This window comes from Neorhizobium galegae, assembly GCF_017877055.1.
Taxonomy (GTDB): domain Bacteria; phylum Pseudomonadota; class Alphaproteobacteria; order Rhizobiales; family Rhizobiaceae; genus Neorhizobium; species Neorhizobium galegae_D.
Map to the genome: position 1 here is coordinate 1,499,530 of NZ_JAGIPG010000002.1, position 13,613 is coordinate 1,513,142.

Below are 13,613 nucleotides of genomic sequence, written 5' to 3' on the forward strand. Positions count from 1 at the left end.
CCCGGCTTCCTGTTTCCCGTCGCCTGCTGTTGCAGGCCTCCGGCAACAGGAAAAGGAGACAGGTCATGGCATCGAAGATCGGAATTGCCTTCGTCAAAGGCGGCATCATCCCAGCGGCGATCATGAAGAAGGACAAGGACGTACACGTTCCACCGCATGATGCAATCGAAGTCCCCGCCGACTACGCTCAGCATCTGATCGACGACAAGTTCGCCTATGCGAAGGACGTCGAGAAGCCCGCCAAGGACGACAGGAAGGGCAAGGGCGCTGCAGCGATGGTGGCCGCAGAGAAGGCCGTCGCCGACGCCGAGGCCAAGGTCACGGCAGCCGCCGATGACATCGCCGCCAAGGCCGACGCCGAACAGGAGCTTTCCGATGCGCAGGCAGCGCTGGCAACGCTGAAGGGCTGACTGCTCATGATCGACTGGGAAACGGCGCGGGCATTCACGGAAGAGGCCTGCGCCGAAATCTTCGACTATACCGAACTGACGCTGCATCCGCGCAAAGCCGGCCTGACATCCAATCATCCGGATGCCGATGATCCGGATCGCGTTTCCTTCGACTTCAAGGGGACAATCGATCTTGAGCCTCCGAGCGATCGTTTGCCACGTCATCAGTCTTCTGACATGGGCGTGCGAAATGGCACCGTTTCATATGACGCAGTGCTGACTGCTCGCATCTCGGCCTGGCAGTATCTGCCGCGAAGGAACGACCTGGTCGGGCCGATGGGCGGTGCCCCCAAGTGGAAAATCGCCGCGAAGGAAGAGGACGGCTCCGCTCGTCCCGCCTGGTATCTCATAAAGGCCTGATCATGCTTTCAGCTGAAGCTGTCCGGCTTCTCGCCGTCGAAATCCTATGCCCAACAGCAAGGGTTATAGCGGGAACTAGCCTGCCGACCCTTGCTGGCAAGAGGATCTTGGATAGCCGAGCGGCCGCACTCGAGGATCTCGATCGGGACCAGGACTACACGCCTGTCGTCGCGCTCTATACTCCGGAAAGTTCGGCTTCGCTTCGCGGGGACCTGTCATCAGTCGGTGACACGGATGCGAGTGCCGTCCTCGATGTCGTCGCCGAACTGGCTGTAGCGGCGCAGGAGGATGGCGAGCAATTCGCGGACGCGATGGCGGATACCGATCCTGTAGCGCGGATCGTTCTGATGGCATTGTGTGCCCAGGTGAGAATGCTGCTCGAACGTAGCCAAGCGGGCGGGATCTGGCGCCGGCTCGTCAAGCGCATCGTCCGTGTCGAATATCAGACCTTCGCGGTTCCGACCCTCGGTCTGCGCTGGCAGCGGGTGACCATGCGGTTCCATCTCGAGATCCGCGACGACGACTTCGACATGGACGCCGGCGGCCTACCTGAGCCGATCCGCAGTGTCTATGAGGCGCTGCCGGCTGCCAGCTACGCCAAGGCCAAGCTCGGACAGCTCGCCGCCATCTTCGCCGGAGAACCGCTTGTGCCGTTCACCGGCGGGCAGATCGATGCCCAAAATACGAGTGAAACCTGAAAGGCCGTCGGCCGGAGGATCTCCCATGACAAAGAACTATGTTCCCGCGCCGGGGCGGAAGATCCCTGGCGGCTGGCCTGAAGACGGCCGGCCGATCGATGACGCGAACCCGTTCGAGCGTCGTCTCGTCCTCGACGGCGATCTCGTGGAGGCTCGCGAAACCGAAGACAGCGCCGGCAAAGGAGGCCGCAAGTAATGGTCAGCAACATTCCCGCGAACATAACGGCACCTCTGCTGGCCTTCGACGTCACGTCAGGCGGTGCATTCGAGACCGAAAACCGTCTGATCCTGTTCGGTCATGGCCTCGATACCGGCACTCTTGCCGAAGGCGGAATTGCACTCTGCAACACCATCCAGGATGCCCGCCTTCTTGTTGGCGCGGGATCGATGCTGGAGGGCATGTTCCAGCGGACGCGCGTCAATGCGCCTGCACAGGAAATCTGGATTGGCCGGGTGGCCGCAACCGGAACGGCGGAAGTCCGCACGATCACCATCGGCAGCGTGCCCGCCGCAGGCGGCCAGGCTGTGCTGGAAATCGCTGGCGAGCAGGTGTCCTTTTCGGTCGCCGCAGGAACCAGTGCCAACGCCGTCGCGACCGCGCTGGCGGCTGCCATCAACGCCTATTTCAATCCAGCCTCGAAGCTGTCGCTGCCCTTCACCGCGACGGCTGCGACCAATGTCGTTACCATCACGGCCCGTCATGCCGGCGCCTACGCGACCGGTCTCGATATCTACGTTCCCGTGCTCGAAAGCAGCAACCTGTTCAAGGGTATCCTGACGTTCGCGACCACGACGCCGGGTGCCGGAGTGCCGTCCGTCGCAGCGGTATTGGCATCCATGAACGACGACCCCTTCGAGATGATCGTCAGCGCGTTCGGCGACGGGACCAACCTTGGTCTTTTCAAGACATTCCTCAATGAGGTGTCCGGTCGCTGGAGCTACGCGCAGCAGCTCTACGGCCATGTCTTCTATCCGAAGACGGACACGTCGTCGAACCTCGCGACCTCGGCGCTGACCCATGACAACTGGCACCTGACGATGGTGCCGCGTTTCACTTCGGGCGGGTTTGCCGAGCCGGATTATCTCTGGGTCGCGGCTTACGCCGGGCGGATCGCGCCGTGGTCTGGAGGCGGCGCCAACGGCGATGTCTCGCGCAACCAGACCGGCCTTGTCGTGCAGGGCATCAGCCCGCCGCGTGACCGCAACTACTGGATGGACTATGCCACGCGCGAAGCCCTGCTGAAGAACGGTGTTTCGACCTGGTCCGTGAGCCGAGACGGTGCGGTGACGATCGACAAGGTCATCACGCATCAGCAGACGACGAACGGGGCGCCGGACACTACTTTCCGGGATATCCAGAAGGTCTACCAGATCACCTATGCGCTGAAGAAGTTCCGCGCGGATCTCGCCTTCGAGCATTCCAACAAGGCAATCGCCGACGACAATCCAGCCAATCTCGATGCGATCACCACGCCGTCGGACATCAAGGCGACGCTCTATCACAGTTACCGCCGGATGGCGGGTGTGCTGGAGAACTCCGAGAGGGCGCTGCTCGACATGAGGGTCGTGCGGGACAGCGATAACGCCGACCGCGTCAACATCACGTTGCTGCTCGACTTCACCAACCCGCTGGACATCTTCGCCGGCCTGGCGCGCGTCTACAGCCAGTTCAGCTGATCAATCCAACAAACCGATCTAGGAGCCAGACATGGGCAAGGATTTTGGCGGCAAGATGAGTCTCCGCCTTTCGAGCGGTGAACTCATCTCGCTCCGGGGAACGTTCAACGTTTCCCCGACACGGCAGGAAATTTCCTCCGTTACCAACCAGGACAATTCGACCGATCGCGTTTCCACCCCGCAGGCATCGAAGATCGAGATCGTCGTTGCCGACGGTGGTTTCGACTACGAGAAGCTGATGAACGGTCCGCGGTTCAACGCCACGCTCGTCGAGGAATTCACCGGCATCACGCATTACATGACCAATGCGTTCTTCGTCGGCCGGCCGCAGATCAATCGCCTCAACGGCGAAGTCTCCGGCCTGTCACTCGACGGTGACTACAGCAAAGGCTCGAACTGATGGTCGACAAGGTCGTAACCTTGACACGGACCTATTCCGCCGGGGGCGCGACATTCAGCAGCGTGACGCTGCGGGAGCCCACCTATAACGAGATCTTCATGTCGGGGATCGGCGAGCCACAGGAGTGGCAGCCGGTTCCCGGCGGGCAAGCTTTGCTTACCTATCCCGAACGGGTCGATGCCTACATGCAGATCCTGGTGAGGCAACCGGGATACGAATACCTTTCCGGATTGGGAACGATTGACGCGATCCGGCTGAAGGCTGCCGTCTGCGATTTTTTTATCGGAGATCCGATGCGCTCCAGTTCGCAGACGTCCTCGTCTTCCGCTTCGGATGGCGCGCTGCAGACGTCGGAAGAATGACGCTCACGGATCTGTTCTGGTGGATTAACCGCCTCGTCGAACATCACAGGGAACACGGATGAACCGGGAAATCGAAGCCAGGCTGAAGATCAGCGGCCGGGACAATACCGGCAATCTGTTTTCCAGCATTGCCGGGAAGATGGCGCAAATCAACCGGCAGGCATCCGCCCTCAATCGCCAGCAGACGGTGCTTGCCCGGACGTCGGCCGCCACCTTCGCGGCGATTGCCCGCTATGCAGCGCCTGCCGTGCTGGCATATGGCGCGAAGGCGGCACTGACGGATTTCGCGGCGCTCGAGCGACAGATGACAAGAATCGGCATCACCGCCGATGCATCCGCTAAGGATATCGAAGAGGCCCTGGGTGCGTTGAAGGGTATGTCTAAGGACATGGCATTCAGCGACTTTCAGCCGGCTATAGCCGCGCTCGACACACTCGTTGCATCGGGCATGAACCTAAAGGAGGCGATGGCCTTCCTGCCTTCTGTGCTGGCGACCGCTCAGGCTACGGGCGCCGCAACCGAGGACATCGCGAACACGGGAATGAAGGCCGCGTCTGCGCTCAAGATCAGCGCCGATCAAATGCAACGCGCGTTTGACATCATGGTGGTGGGCGGTAAGGCCGGCCAGTTCGAGTTGAAAGATATGGCGCAGTACATTCCGGGCCTGGCGAACAGTTTCGCGTCGCTTGGATACTCGGGCGAGGAGGGCCTGAAGAAGCTCGTCGCAATCCTGCAGACTGTCCGTGAGGACACCGGGGACGCATCCAGCGCCGCTACGCAGGCCCAGAACATCTTCGGCAAGATCTATTCGGAAGAGACCGCCAACAAGTTCAAGGACTTTGGCATCAACCTCCGGAAGGAGCTGGAGGCTGCGCGCAAGGCAGGTGAAGATACCGTTTCCGCGTTCGTCAGAATTTCCCAGGAAGCGATCAAGGGCGACATGAGCAAGCTGCCGTTGCTCTTTAGTGACCAGGAGTTTCGGCTTGGCATGCAGTCGTTGATCACATCGGAAGAGAGCCTGCAGAGGTTTATGCAGATCATGAATTCGACCGACGTCAGCGGGACCGTCTTTCGCGATCTTGGCAAGGTTCTGGGAGATACTCAGGCGAAGATCGACAAGATGTCCGTGAGCTGGGAGAAGCTGAAAAGCAGTTTCGGCGGCGCTATCGCGAAGCCTGCATCTGCCGCCATGGACGCGGTTTCGGCGGACATCGATTACGGCGAGGCGCTAAGGCAGACGCTTGAGAAGCGGGGAATGGGGTATTGGGAGCGAGAGTCGTGGATCGCCCGCAATCTTCCCTTCGGGGCGCTCTCCAGTAGTGACGAAGCGAGCGTCGCAGCCTACGAGGGCGGATGGCGTTCGTCCCCTCATAGCGACAAGGGACCCATGTCGGCAAGCCCTGAACTGCCCTCGCGGCGGCAGGAATCGCCTTCATCTATTCCCATCCCGACCCCACGGCCATCGCCTTATCCAGATTTGCCGCCGCAGCTCCGAGGCCTTCCACCGGATCTGGTCCGCCCGCCCACTGTTATCGCTCCGATGGTGCCGACGGTACCGGATGCCGTGAAAAATTTCTTCCGTGTTCCGTCACAAGACGAGGTCAAGGAAGCATTGAAGATCGACACCTCGGCATACAAGCAAGCGAGTGATGAGGCCGGACAGAAGGTTGCCGAGGGCGGTCGCGAGGCCGGGAAACACATCGAGGAAAGCTCTGCCTTCCTGAAAGTTGCCGGCGTCGATGTCGGTGCGGCGATCACGTCCGCCGCAGACAAGCTCCTGCAAGCGGCCATTAAACTTGGTTCCCTCAACGTGACGGCGGCCGCAGCGGCAACCGGCACCTTGCCGAAGCCTAATGGTGATCCGGGGCGTTCCATGCCTCCGAGCGCCAATCGTCCCGCGGGTAGCGGACCTATTTAGGGGTAAGACATGCGTGATTGGGCACGGTCCCTGCGAGCGGCCTCCTTCAGAGGGGTGTCGTTCTGGGTCCTTAGTGACGATCTCAGCGGCGGGAAGCGGCTGGCGCTGCATGAATACGCTGGCGGCCGTGTCACGTTGATCGAGGAGATGGGGCTTTCCACGTCCTCGATCGACGTCACAGGCTATCTGATCGGAGATGATTCAGACAGTCGTTCCCGCGCATTCGTCTCGGCTTGCCTTTCGGCCGGTCCCGGCCGGCTTACCCTGCCGCTCGACGGTGGAATGATGGCCTATGTGGAGAACTTCCGGCGCATGCGCGACAAGGACAGGGCTGGCTACATTGCTTTCGATTTCCGTGCCGTGCCGGTTTCCAACACGGCAGGTGCCTCGCTTTCCGCCGGAGATGTCATCTCCGTATTCGTGTCGGGACTGCCACTCGCCGTTCCCGGCTTCGGAGGTATTTTTTGATGGCGGTCGACCGCAATGTCATTCTGTCATGGTTAGGAGATCTGGCGACGGCCCTTATGGGCGATGCGATCGATCTTGCCGATACCACGCGGAGGATCACGTCAGGGTTCGAACTCGATCCGCCCGATCTTGCGGGTGAGACGCTTTCGATCATGCGCGCAATAGCGGAGAGCGCCTCGTCGCCTGACGATTTCGGGAGATTGGCTGCACCTGAGGTCGATGCGGGGGATACGCGAGATGCTGCCGCGGTGCTTGTTGCCATCGGCTTGTCGATCGCTGGCGCGAGGATTGCCTGGCCGTCCAGGCCCGCCGCGCGTGCTGCCCGTTCGAGGGTGGCTGACGCAGGCGCCGCCGCACTTGCCGTCGCCTCATCTCTGGGGCCGGACGGTGCGGACCTGTTCGGCTGGATTTCCTCGGTGGTTGCGACCTCGGTTCGGGTGATCTCCGACATTGCGGCCAACGGCGTTCCGGTCGTGAGGGTCGAGACGGGCATATCCTTGCCCTCGACGTTTCTTGCGTACCAGCTCTATGGGGACGCGGCGAGGGCGCAGGGGCTTGTCGACATCGCCCGCAGCGGCACTCCCATGCTTATGCCCGCTGGCTTCGACGCGTTGGCAAAATGACCATGCTGGAAAATGTAGTTGCCTCTGGCCTGCCGCCGATCAAGCAGGTCAGCATAGAGGTCTCTGCCGAGGAGGCCGCGCGCTCGGCTTCGGTTGATTGCGTCATTACCGGCTCTGGCGTTCCCGTGTCGATCGGACAGCCCGTCACGTTGACGGCCAGCGGCGACCTGGTTCTGACTGGGTTCGTGCGGGACATCAATACCGGCTATTCGCAGGACATGCGGACGTTGGGCGTGACGATCTTTTCGAAGACGATCGACATGGTGGAATGCAGCGCCGACCATCCGACCGGCGAATGGGTGAACATGGATATCGCGGCGATTGCCAAGGATCTCGACAAGTTCGGCGTCGGCATCGAGGCGGACGGCAAATTCCCGGCGGAGCCTGTCCATCGCCTCATTCCCGGAGAGAGTCCCTTCGCAACGATCGAGAGGCGGGCCAGAGGTCGCGGAATTCTTATCCACGACACCGAGAAGGGCCGGCTGAAGCTCTCGACGAAACCTGACGGGATGCACGCGGGCCGCCTGCAGCGCGGTGTCAATATTCGTGTCGGTGCGTCGGCGAGCTTTACGGAGCGGGACCGCTACAGCGAAGTGAAGGTGCGGGGCCAATCCAGCGACGGCGTTGGCAAGGCTCAGTTGCGACCGGAGGCGACGGCGAAGGATCCCGGCATTCCCCGCCATCGTCCGCTGGTCCTTTGGCACGAGGGCGAAGTCACGGTGGATCGCCTCAAAAAGCGGGCCGAGTGGGCGTCGAACAGGGCAGCCGGCCAGTCGGTGACCGCCAGCATTCCCGTCAGCGGGTGGCGCGACGCGGCGGGCAAACTGTGGCAGGCGAATTACCTGGTCGACGTTTTCGACGACTGGCTCGGTATTGAGGGAACGATGATCATAAAGAGCGTCACGTTCATTCAGAACGATACGGACGGCACTCTTGCGACGCTGTCGCTCGCAGATCCCAGATCCCTTGGTGGTGATAACCCGCGCGGCAAGACGGCGGCATCGTACTCGGCGCCAGGCAAGATCGTGGCGGAGTACAACGAGCAATGAGGGGCGCGCGGATCGAACTCGACGGATCGATCGAGGAGAAGGGCGGCCAGCAGTTCGTTTCGGGGCAGGGGCTGTTTTCGGACAAATACACCCGGGTGCATCGGATCGAGCCGCACGGGTTCATGTCGAACCCGATCAAGGGCGCAAAGGCCCTGCTCGTAGCGCCAACCGGGCGGCCTGACCATGCCTTTGTTCTCGGTGGCGAGCATCCGACGCATCGCCCGGCCGGCCTGCCTGCCGGCGCATCTGCGATCTACGACTCGGGCGGCAACATCATCCGCCTGGTCGGTGACGGGATCGTCGTGGACGTAGCTGGCCGGTCGATCACGATCACGGCCGGGACATGGACCCTGACCGGAAACGCGACGATCAACGGTGACCTTGAAGTCAACGGGAACATTCATGCCACCGGTTCGATCATCGACGAGGGTGGCAATACCAACCATCACAGCCATTGAGCGGGGCATTCCCGCTTCGATCGGACGAGCGGCCGTTCCGCTTAATCAAAGGAGAAGTCGCATGAGCGAACAGTCAAGGCCCACGGTTCGGGCCAAATTTATGTGCACCGGCAAGGAAGGCGCGACCATCTTCCTGCATACCGTCTATTCCGCTGACATTCAGTCCGAGGACGGCCGCTTCACCAAGGCGACCCCTTGGGGCGAATTGCGCATGAACGTCGACAACCCGAACGCCGCGGTTCAGTTCGAGCCGGGCAAGTCCTATTACCTCGACTTCACGCCGGCTGAATAAACCATGCTCAAGATCATCCCGGTCGACGACGAGCGTGAACCATACCGCGCCCCGGATATCGGCTGGGATGGTCAGGCCGGCGACATCATCGTCAACGCGCTGACGGACCCGGACGCGCCCGGTGACCTCCGTTCCGAACAGGGCCTGGCGACGCAGGTTCTTATTTCTTTGATGACCGACCGCCGCGTCGAGCCGGAAGAGCTGCGGGAAGGCGACCAGAACCGCGGCTGGATCGGCGACAGCTTCGACCTTGCGGAGGGTGAAACGCCGCTCGGCTCACGCCTCTGGCTGCTGCGCCGAACTTCGATCTTCGAGGGCATCCAGGTCGTTGTGGAAGACTATGTCCGCGAGGCTCTGCAGCCGATCATCGACCAAGGCGCCGTTGTCTCGCTCGACGTGGCGGTGACCGTCGATCGCCCGGGCAATCGGGTCGACTACCAGGTGAGCCTCTACGGCCGCAGCGGGTCGTTGATCTACGATCGTAAATTCGAACTTCTCTGGAGACAGGTCCATGGCGTGGAATATCCGCTCGCTCGCTGACGCATCCTCCCGCGTCCGCGGCGCTTTCCGGCAATATATGCCGGGCACGGATTCGGCGCTCAAGAACAACTTCGTGACGGTGACCGGCAAGGTGCTTGCCGGGCTTGCGCATGAGTTCGAGCTGCGCATGGCGTATCTCGCCAAGCAGCTATTTGCACGGACGGCGACCGGCTCGTTTCTGGCGCTTCATGCGAGCGACGTGGGGATCTACCGAAAGCCCGCGGCGCCAGCCTCAGGTACAATCTCCGGCTTGGCGACCCCGTCGATGACGTTCCCGGCGGGTATCCGCTTTGCCTCGGGAACGCAAACCTACGTCTCCGTCACCCCGGCGACATCCGGCCTTTACGGGGCGGTCGCCTTCTCGGTGCAAGCAGAGGCGACAGGATCGCAGACCAATCGGGATGCGGACGGGATATTGACTGTCTCTGATCCGGTGCTCTGGCCGGATTTGCAGGAAGAATTCCTCGTGGGGAGCGACGGGCTTGGCGGCGGCGCCGACATTGAGGATACCGACAGCCTGAGAACTCGGGTGCTGTTTCGCAAGCGCAACCCACCGGGTGGCGGCAGGCTGACTGACTACGAGGGGATCGTTCTCGATGTTCCCGGCGCGATCAAGGCGTGGGCTTTCCGACGGCCGTTGTCGCCTGGCTTTGTCGCCGTCTTCTTCCTGTTCAAGGGGCGGCCGAACCTGATACCGACAGCGGGCGATGTGCTTGTCGTGCAGGCTGCGATCGATGCGGAGCGCCTGATCCGTGTCGACGACAGCGTCGCCGTCGCTCCGACGCCGAGGCCGATCGATCTTGTGATTAACGGGCTGGCGAACGATACGGCGACGGTGCGCGATGCGATCGAGACGGCGATCACCGCCATGTTTTTCGAGAAGTGCCGGCCGGGGATACCTGGCTATACCTTCACCCTGTCTCGCTCGTGGATAACGGAAGCGATCTCGCAGGCATCCGGCGAGAAGCGGCACGTTCTTTCGCTGCCGCTCGACGATGTGACGCTCACCAACGGCGAGTTTCCGGTGCTGGGCTCGGTGACCTATGGCGCGTGACCCGGCATTCAACACGGTTACGCGTGCGGCCCGCGACCCGATCGGCGGTCCTGCTCTGCCGGCGCCCGAGGATCCGCTTGCCGCCCCCACCAACGACGATCTGATCACGGCAGCGCTAGTTCTGTGGCCGCAGGGTTCCGCCTGGGGGTCGCCGGACGGGCAGGCCATGCCGCTCAGTTCGACACTCGCGCGCTTCACCCGAGTGATGCTCGATCCCTTCGTATGGCTCTATGGGCGCGCTTTTTCCCTCGCGCGTCAGGCGACCGTCCAGGGCATCACTGAGACGCTCGACGAGTGGGAGGCGGAGTACGGCTTGCCGGATGATTGCTTTTCCGGCGTCGAGCAGACGACGGCGCAGCGGATGACGGCACTTAGCCGCAAGGTGATGGCGGCGGCTGTCAATCATCCGGAAGACTTCGTGCGCCTGGCGCTCGACTACGGTTTCGAAATCGAGATCGAAGAGCCGGCGATGTTCGAATGCGGATTTTCCGAATGCGGCGGCCGGCACACTGTCGGCAGCTATATCGAGGAAATCTACTGGATCGTCCGGATCCGAAATACGGCGATCAGCTATTTCGAGGTCAGCCTCAGTGAGTGTGGCTACGACGCGCTGTTCGATCTCGGAGCTGCGGAGCAGATCCTCTGCCTGTTGCGGCAGATGGCGCCCGCCTGGAGCATTCCCGTGCTCGAGCCATGGATCTCGTACGGCATACTTTCCGACGGCGCGGGCAATGCCTTTGCCGACGAACACGGCAACCCCCTGCTTGTCCCCCTTTAAGGATCGGTCATGAAATACAAAGCACCTTACGGCAATCCGGATCCGAATGCCGCCTATGTCGACCGCAACACCGCGGCAGCCGTGCGAGGATCCGTCCCTCCAGCGGCAGCCATAGAGCATCCGCAGCGCGAGATCATGGCCGTGATCACGGCTGCGGGATTGCCGCCTTCAGACGTCGACCTGACGCAATTGCTGCAGGCGATCAACGCACTGATCGCGGCCGCTACCGGTGGGGAGGGGGATCCGAACTACGTTCTGATGACCCAGGCGCGCGGACGCCTGCCGATTTTCCCCGAAGTGCTTACCGCCGACGGCAGGCTGGAGGTGACACAGCCGTCGACGGGTACGGTACGGGTGCTACCTAGCTACGACTTCCTGCATCGCGGCATCTATGCGGTCACCACCGTCCAGACCGATTTTGCGACTGCCGCCAACAAGACCTATCACCTGCGTTGGACGCCAGGCTCCGGCCTTGCTCTCAAGGATCTCGCTGATGGTGCCTATAATGCAGGCGCACTGGCCGAAGGCCATGTCGGGTTCGACAGCAGCTTCGACGACATGCTGATCGCAAGGATCGTGACCAATGCCAGCAACGTGGCAACGATCACCAAACTTGCCAACAAGGCGACGCTCGCCCTCGACCAGCTGCTCCACGCAACCAACCTGCGGCCTTCGGACTCCAACCCGACCTTCGCAGATTGCGTCCATGTGATGAACTGGGCGAGAAGGCCGACGTCGCACAGCTACTATCCCGCCAAGTTCGTCAACAATGCGGACCGCCCCGACAGCGATTACATGCTGATGGCGCTGACGGTCGGCACGCCTCCGCAGCTGTCGATCTCCGATGTGCCGGCGATCGACCTCGACCGCTATAGGCTCTCCTCGACCGTCGCCTGCGACTATACGCAGGATCTCTGGATGCACTTCTCGGCGAGGTCGTAAGATGAGCGATGTCGAATACCCGCTGATCCGCATCGATGAGCTGACACCCGAGGTTTTACCGTCGCGGACACATGTCCTGCCGGTGATGAAGGACGGCGTCGCCACGCTCATGAGTGTAGGCCAGATCCTCGACCTCATCATAGGCACGGCACCTGGAGTCCTGGACACGATCGAGGAGCTGGCAGCCGCCTTCGGGAACGATCCGAACGCTATCGCCAATCTGACGACATTGATCAACGCCAGGCTGGCCAAGGCCGGCGGCACCATGTCCGGCAATCTCGACATGGCGTCGCACCTGTTGTCGAACGCCACTCTCGTCTCGGCGCTCATGGCCGACCCCACCAACAACACCAAGCGACTACAGCTTGTGCTTTCGGCCATCGCGAACGCCACGACGCAATCGCTGATCATGCCTGGCCGCGACGTGGACCTAAAGCGGGTGCCAACGGTCGACATCTATGTCAGTTCCGACCTGACGATTACCTCCGGCGGTGCGATTTCGCTCTCGCATGGAATGGGCGTCAAGCCCGATCTCGTCATCGTCGAACTGGTGAACCAAACGACTGAGGGCGGCTATTCGGCCGGTGAGGCAACGCCTATCGGCTACTTCGGCTACGTCGCCAGCGGCGCGGCGGTCGGTATTGGCGGCGCCGTGAGCGCAACGACGATCGACGGACGTTATTCGAACCAGGCGAACGTGTTCTTCATAAACAGAAAGGACACCGGCGCGAACATCGCGCTGACCAACTCAAGCTGGAAAATGCGCCTGACAGCAGTGAGGTTCTGGAGATGACGAAATATTACTGCAATGGCGCCGGCCAATATCTCGGCGCGTTCGACGAGGCGCCGAACGGCACGATCGAGATCCCGGACGGGCCGGTTGACGCCAGCCAGATCTTCGATTTCACGTCGGGGAAATGGGGGCCGTCTCTGGTCACCGTGGATCATGTGGCAGCCGAGCGCGATAGGCGACTGAAGTCAGGGTTCGCATATAACTTCGGAGACCAGCGCGGCATTCATTATATAGGCACCTCGGATGCCGATATGCGGCGCTGGATGGACGAGGTGTGCCCGATAGCGCAGGCCTGCATCAATGTAGGTCAGCCGGAGGCAATGATCGGGATATCGACCGAAACCGGCCGCGTCGATGTGAGCGCGAGCGAATGGCAGATGATCCTGCTTGCCGCCGGGCAGTATCGCCAGCCGCTTTACCAGGCCTCCTTCGATCTTCAGGCGATGGACCCGATCCCTGCCGACTTCGCGACCAATCCAGCTTACTGGCCTTGAGGGGGCGGCATCATGCCGATCCCTTAGCGCCATTGGCGGTCAGCGGCTGATTGCCTCAACGACAAACCATACTGGCACTGCAGCTACGATGCCACCCGCCGCCATGGCCGATAACATTTTGAAGAGATTGGTCCGCCGTGCTCGGCGCTCGTCCCACTCGTAGACCATTGTTCGATCCCTCACACCTGCCCAAGAGTGAAACACCCACAGGCCCGGGAGTCGAGTGCATCTTTGCAACGGTTGATTAGGAGATCCAAA

General features: G+C 61.6%; 19 protein-coding genes. All 19 read left to right on the plus strand.

Translation table 11 applies throughout. The features are described from left to right. Positions 1 to 65 precede the first annotated feature (65 nt). The 19 genes from J2857_RS17880 to J2857_RS17970 all read left to right on the plus strand — a co-directional run bounded on the left by J2857_RS17880 (position 66) and on the right by J2857_RS17970 (position 13,355). Positions 66 to 410 carry a hypothetical protein gene (locus tag J2857_RS17880; protein ID WP_210011420.1) on the plus strand — a complete coding sequence of 115 codons (345 nt, stop codon included), beginning with the start codon at positions 66 to 68 and terminating at the stop codon, positions 408 to 410. A 6-nt stretch (positions 411 to 416) separates the two neighbouring features. After that, entirely contained in the window at positions 417 to 809 is a 393-nt protein-coding gene (locus tag J2857_RS17885; protein ID WP_210011421.1) for a hypothetical protein, read from the plus strand. A gap of 107 nt (positions 810 to 916) precedes the next feature. Then, on the plus strand, positions 917 to 1,507 hold the full coding sequence (locus J2857_RS17890; protein WP_210011422.1) for a hypothetical protein: 591 nt from the start codon (positions 917 to 919) through the stop codon (positions 1,505 to 1,507). Positions 1,508 to 1,532: 25 nt separating this feature from the next. Then, positions 1,533 to 1,703 carry a hypothetical protein gene (locus tag J2857_RS17895; RefSeq protein ID WP_210011423.1) on the plus strand — a complete coding sequence of 57 codons (171 nt, stop codon included), beginning with the start codon at positions 1,533 to 1,535 and terminating at the stop codon, positions 1,701 to 1,703. Further along, positions 1,703 to 3,184, plus strand: a complete 1,482-nt coding sequence (locus J2857_RS17900; protein WP_210011424.1) for a phage tail sheath subtilisin-like domain-containing protein — start codon at positions 1,703 to 1,705, stop codon at positions 3,182 to 3,184. The genes J2857_RS17895 and J2857_RS17900 overlap by 1 nt, the downstream gene beginning before the upstream one ends. 31 nt (positions 3,185 to 3,215) lie before the next feature. Beyond that, complete coding sequence (locus J2857_RS17905) at positions 3,216 to 3,584, plus strand: phage tail tube protein (RefSeq protein WP_210011425.1); 369 nt, start codon at positions 3,216 to 3,218, stop codon at positions 3,582 to 3,584. Beyond that, a complete protein-coding gene (locus J2857_RS17910; protein ID WP_210011426.1) occupies positions 3,584 to 3,946 on the plus strand; it encodes a phage tail assembly protein in 363 nt (120 codons plus the stop codon). The genes J2857_RS17905 and J2857_RS17910 overlap by 1 nt, the downstream gene beginning before the upstream one ends. A gap of 58 nt (positions 3,947 to 4,004) precedes the next feature. After that, positions 4,005 to 5,864, plus strand: a complete 1,860-nt coding sequence (locus J2857_RS17915) for a phage tail tape measure protein (protein WP_210011427.1) — start codon at positions 4,005 to 4,007, stop codon at positions 5,862 to 5,864. A gap of 9 nt (positions 5,865 to 5,873) precedes the next feature. Next, on the plus strand, positions 5,874 to 6,332 hold the full coding sequence (locus tag J2857_RS17920; RefSeq protein WP_210011428.1) for a DNA circularization N-terminal domain-containing protein: 459 nt from the start codon (positions 5,874 to 5,876) through the stop codon (positions 6,330 to 6,332). Further along, complete coding sequence (locus J2857_RS17925; RefSeq protein ID WP_210011429.1) at positions 6,332 to 6,955, plus strand: hypothetical protein; 624 nt, start codon at positions 6,332 to 6,334, stop codon at positions 6,953 to 6,955. The genes J2857_RS17920 and J2857_RS17925 overlap by 1 nt, the downstream gene beginning before the upstream one ends. A 2-nt stretch (positions 6,956 to 6,957) precedes the next feature. Then, positions 6,958 to 8,004 (plus strand): phage baseplate assembly protein, encoded by a 1,047-nt coding sequence (locus J2857_RS17930; RefSeq protein WP_210011430.1) that lies wholly within the window; start codon positions 6,958 to 6,960, stop codon positions 8,002 to 8,004. After that, positions 8,001 to 8,462 carry a phage baseplate assembly protein domain-containing protein gene (locus J2857_RS17935; protein ID WP_210011431.1) on the plus strand — a complete coding sequence of 154 codons (462 nt, stop codon included), beginning with the start codon at positions 8,001 to 8,003 and terminating at the stop codon, positions 8,460 to 8,462. Before J2857_RS17930 ends, J2857_RS17935 begins: the two co-directional genes overlap by 4 nt. A 61-nt stretch (positions 8,463 to 8,523) precedes the next feature. After that, the gene (locus J2857_RS17940; protein WP_210011432.1) at positions 8,524 to 8,754 is read left to right on the plus strand and encodes a hypothetical protein; all 231 of its coding nucleotides are present in this window, start codon (positions 8,524 to 8,526) and stop codon (positions 8,752 to 8,754) included. A 3-nt stretch (positions 8,755 to 8,757) separates the two neighbouring features. Continuing rightward, positions 8,758 to 9,294 (plus strand): phage GP46 family protein, encoded by a 537-nt coding sequence (locus J2857_RS17945; RefSeq protein WP_210011433.1) that lies wholly within the window; start codon positions 8,758 to 8,760, stop codon positions 9,292 to 9,294. Then, complete coding sequence (locus tag J2857_RS17950) at positions 9,266 to 10,348, plus strand: baseplate J/gp47 family protein (RefSeq protein WP_210011434.1); 1,083 nt, start codon at positions 9,266 to 9,268, stop codon at positions 10,346 to 10,348. Before J2857_RS17945 ends, J2857_RS17950 begins: the two co-directional genes overlap by 29 nt. Further along, a complete protein-coding gene (locus tag J2857_RS17955; protein ID WP_210011435.1) occupies positions 10,338 to 11,126 on the plus strand; it encodes a putative phage tail protein in 789 nt (262 codons plus the stop codon). Before J2857_RS17950 ends, J2857_RS17955 begins: the two co-directional genes overlap by 11 nt. 9 nt (positions 11,127 to 11,135) lie before the next feature. Next, positions 11,136 to 12,068, plus strand: a complete 933-nt coding sequence (locus tag J2857_RS17960; protein WP_210011436.1) for a hypothetical protein — start codon at positions 11,136 to 11,138, stop codon at positions 12,066 to 12,068. A 1-nt stretch (position 12,069) separates the two neighbouring features. Further along, complete coding sequence (locus J2857_RS17965) at positions 12,070 to 12,861, plus strand: hypothetical protein (RefSeq protein ID WP_210011437.1); 792 nt, start codon at positions 12,070 to 12,072, stop codon at positions 12,859 to 12,861. Continuing rightward, a complete protein-coding gene (locus J2857_RS17970) occupies positions 12,858 to 13,355 on the plus strand; it encodes a hypothetical protein (RefSeq protein WP_210011438.1) in 498 nt (165 codons plus the stop codon). The genes J2857_RS17965 and J2857_RS17970 overlap by 4 nt, the downstream gene beginning before the upstream one ends. Positions 13,356 to 13,613 lie beyond the last annotated feature (258 nt).

Coding starts and splice junctions, on each gene's coding strand:
- J2857_RS17880 (WP_210011420.1), top strand. CDS start 66: ATGGCATCGAAGATCGGAATTGCCTTCGTCAAAGGCGGCATCATCCCA.
- J2857_RS17970 (WP_210011438.1), top strand. CDS start 12,858: ATGACGAAATATTACTGCAATGGCGCCGGCCAATATCTCGGCGCGTTC.
- J2857_RS17895 (WP_210011423.1), top strand. CDS start 1,533: ATGACAAAGAACTATGTTCCCGCGCCGGGGCGGAAGATCCCTGGCGGC.
- J2857_RS17960 (WP_210011436.1), top strand. CDS start 11,136: ATGAAATACAAAGCACCTTACGGCAATCCGGATCCGAATGCCGCCTAT.
- J2857_RS17915 (WP_210011427.1), top strand. CDS start 4,005: ATGAACCGGGAAATCGAAGCCAGGCTGAAGATCAGCGGCCGGGACAAT.
- J2857_RS17965 (WP_210011437.1), top strand. CDS start 12,070: ATGAGCGATGTCGAATACCCGCTGATCCGCATCGATGAGCTGACACCC.
- J2857_RS17930 (WP_210011430.1), top strand. CDS start 6,958: ATGCTGGAAAATGTAGTTGCCTCTGGCCTGCCGCCGATCAAGCAGGTC.
- J2857_RS17910 (WP_210011426.1), top strand. CDS start 3,584: ATGGTCGACAAGGTCGTAACCTTGACACGGACCTATTCCGCCGGGGGC.
- J2857_RS17885 (WP_210011421.1), top strand. CDS start 417: ATGATCGACTGGGAAACGGCGCGGGCATTCACGGAAGAGGCCTGCGCC.
- J2857_RS17905 (WP_210011425.1), top strand. CDS start 3,216: ATGGGCAAGGATTTTGGCGGCAAGATGAGTCTCCGCCTTTCGAGCGGT.
- J2857_RS17945 (WP_210011433.1), top strand. CDS start 8,758: ATGCTCAAGATCATCCCGGTCGACGACGAGCGTGAACCATACCGCGCC.
- J2857_RS17900 (WP_210011424.1), top strand. CDS start 1,703: ATGGTCAGCAACATTCCCGCGAACATAACGGCACCTCTGCTGGCCTTC.
- J2857_RS17935 (WP_210011431.1), top strand. CDS start 8,001: ATGAGGGGCGCGCGGATCGAACTCGACGGATCGATCGAGGAGAAGGGC.
- J2857_RS17925 (WP_210011429.1), top strand. CDS start 6,332: ATGGCGGTCGACCGCAATGTCATTCTGTCATGGTTAGGAGATCTGGCG.
- J2857_RS17920 (WP_210011428.1), top strand. CDS start 5,874: ATGCGTGATTGGGCACGGTCCCTGCGAGCGGCCTCCTTCAGAGGGGTG.
- J2857_RS17955 (WP_210011435.1), top strand. CDS start 10,338: ATGGCGCGTGACCCGGCATTCAACACGGTTACGCGTGCGGCCCGCGAC.
- J2857_RS17950 (WP_210011434.1), top strand. CDS start 9,266: ATGGCGTGGAATATCCGCTCGCTCGCTGACGCATCCTCCCGCGTCCGC.
- J2857_RS17940 (WP_210011432.1), top strand. CDS start 8,524: ATGAGCGAACAGTCAAGGCCCACGGTTCGGGCCAAATTTATGTGCACC.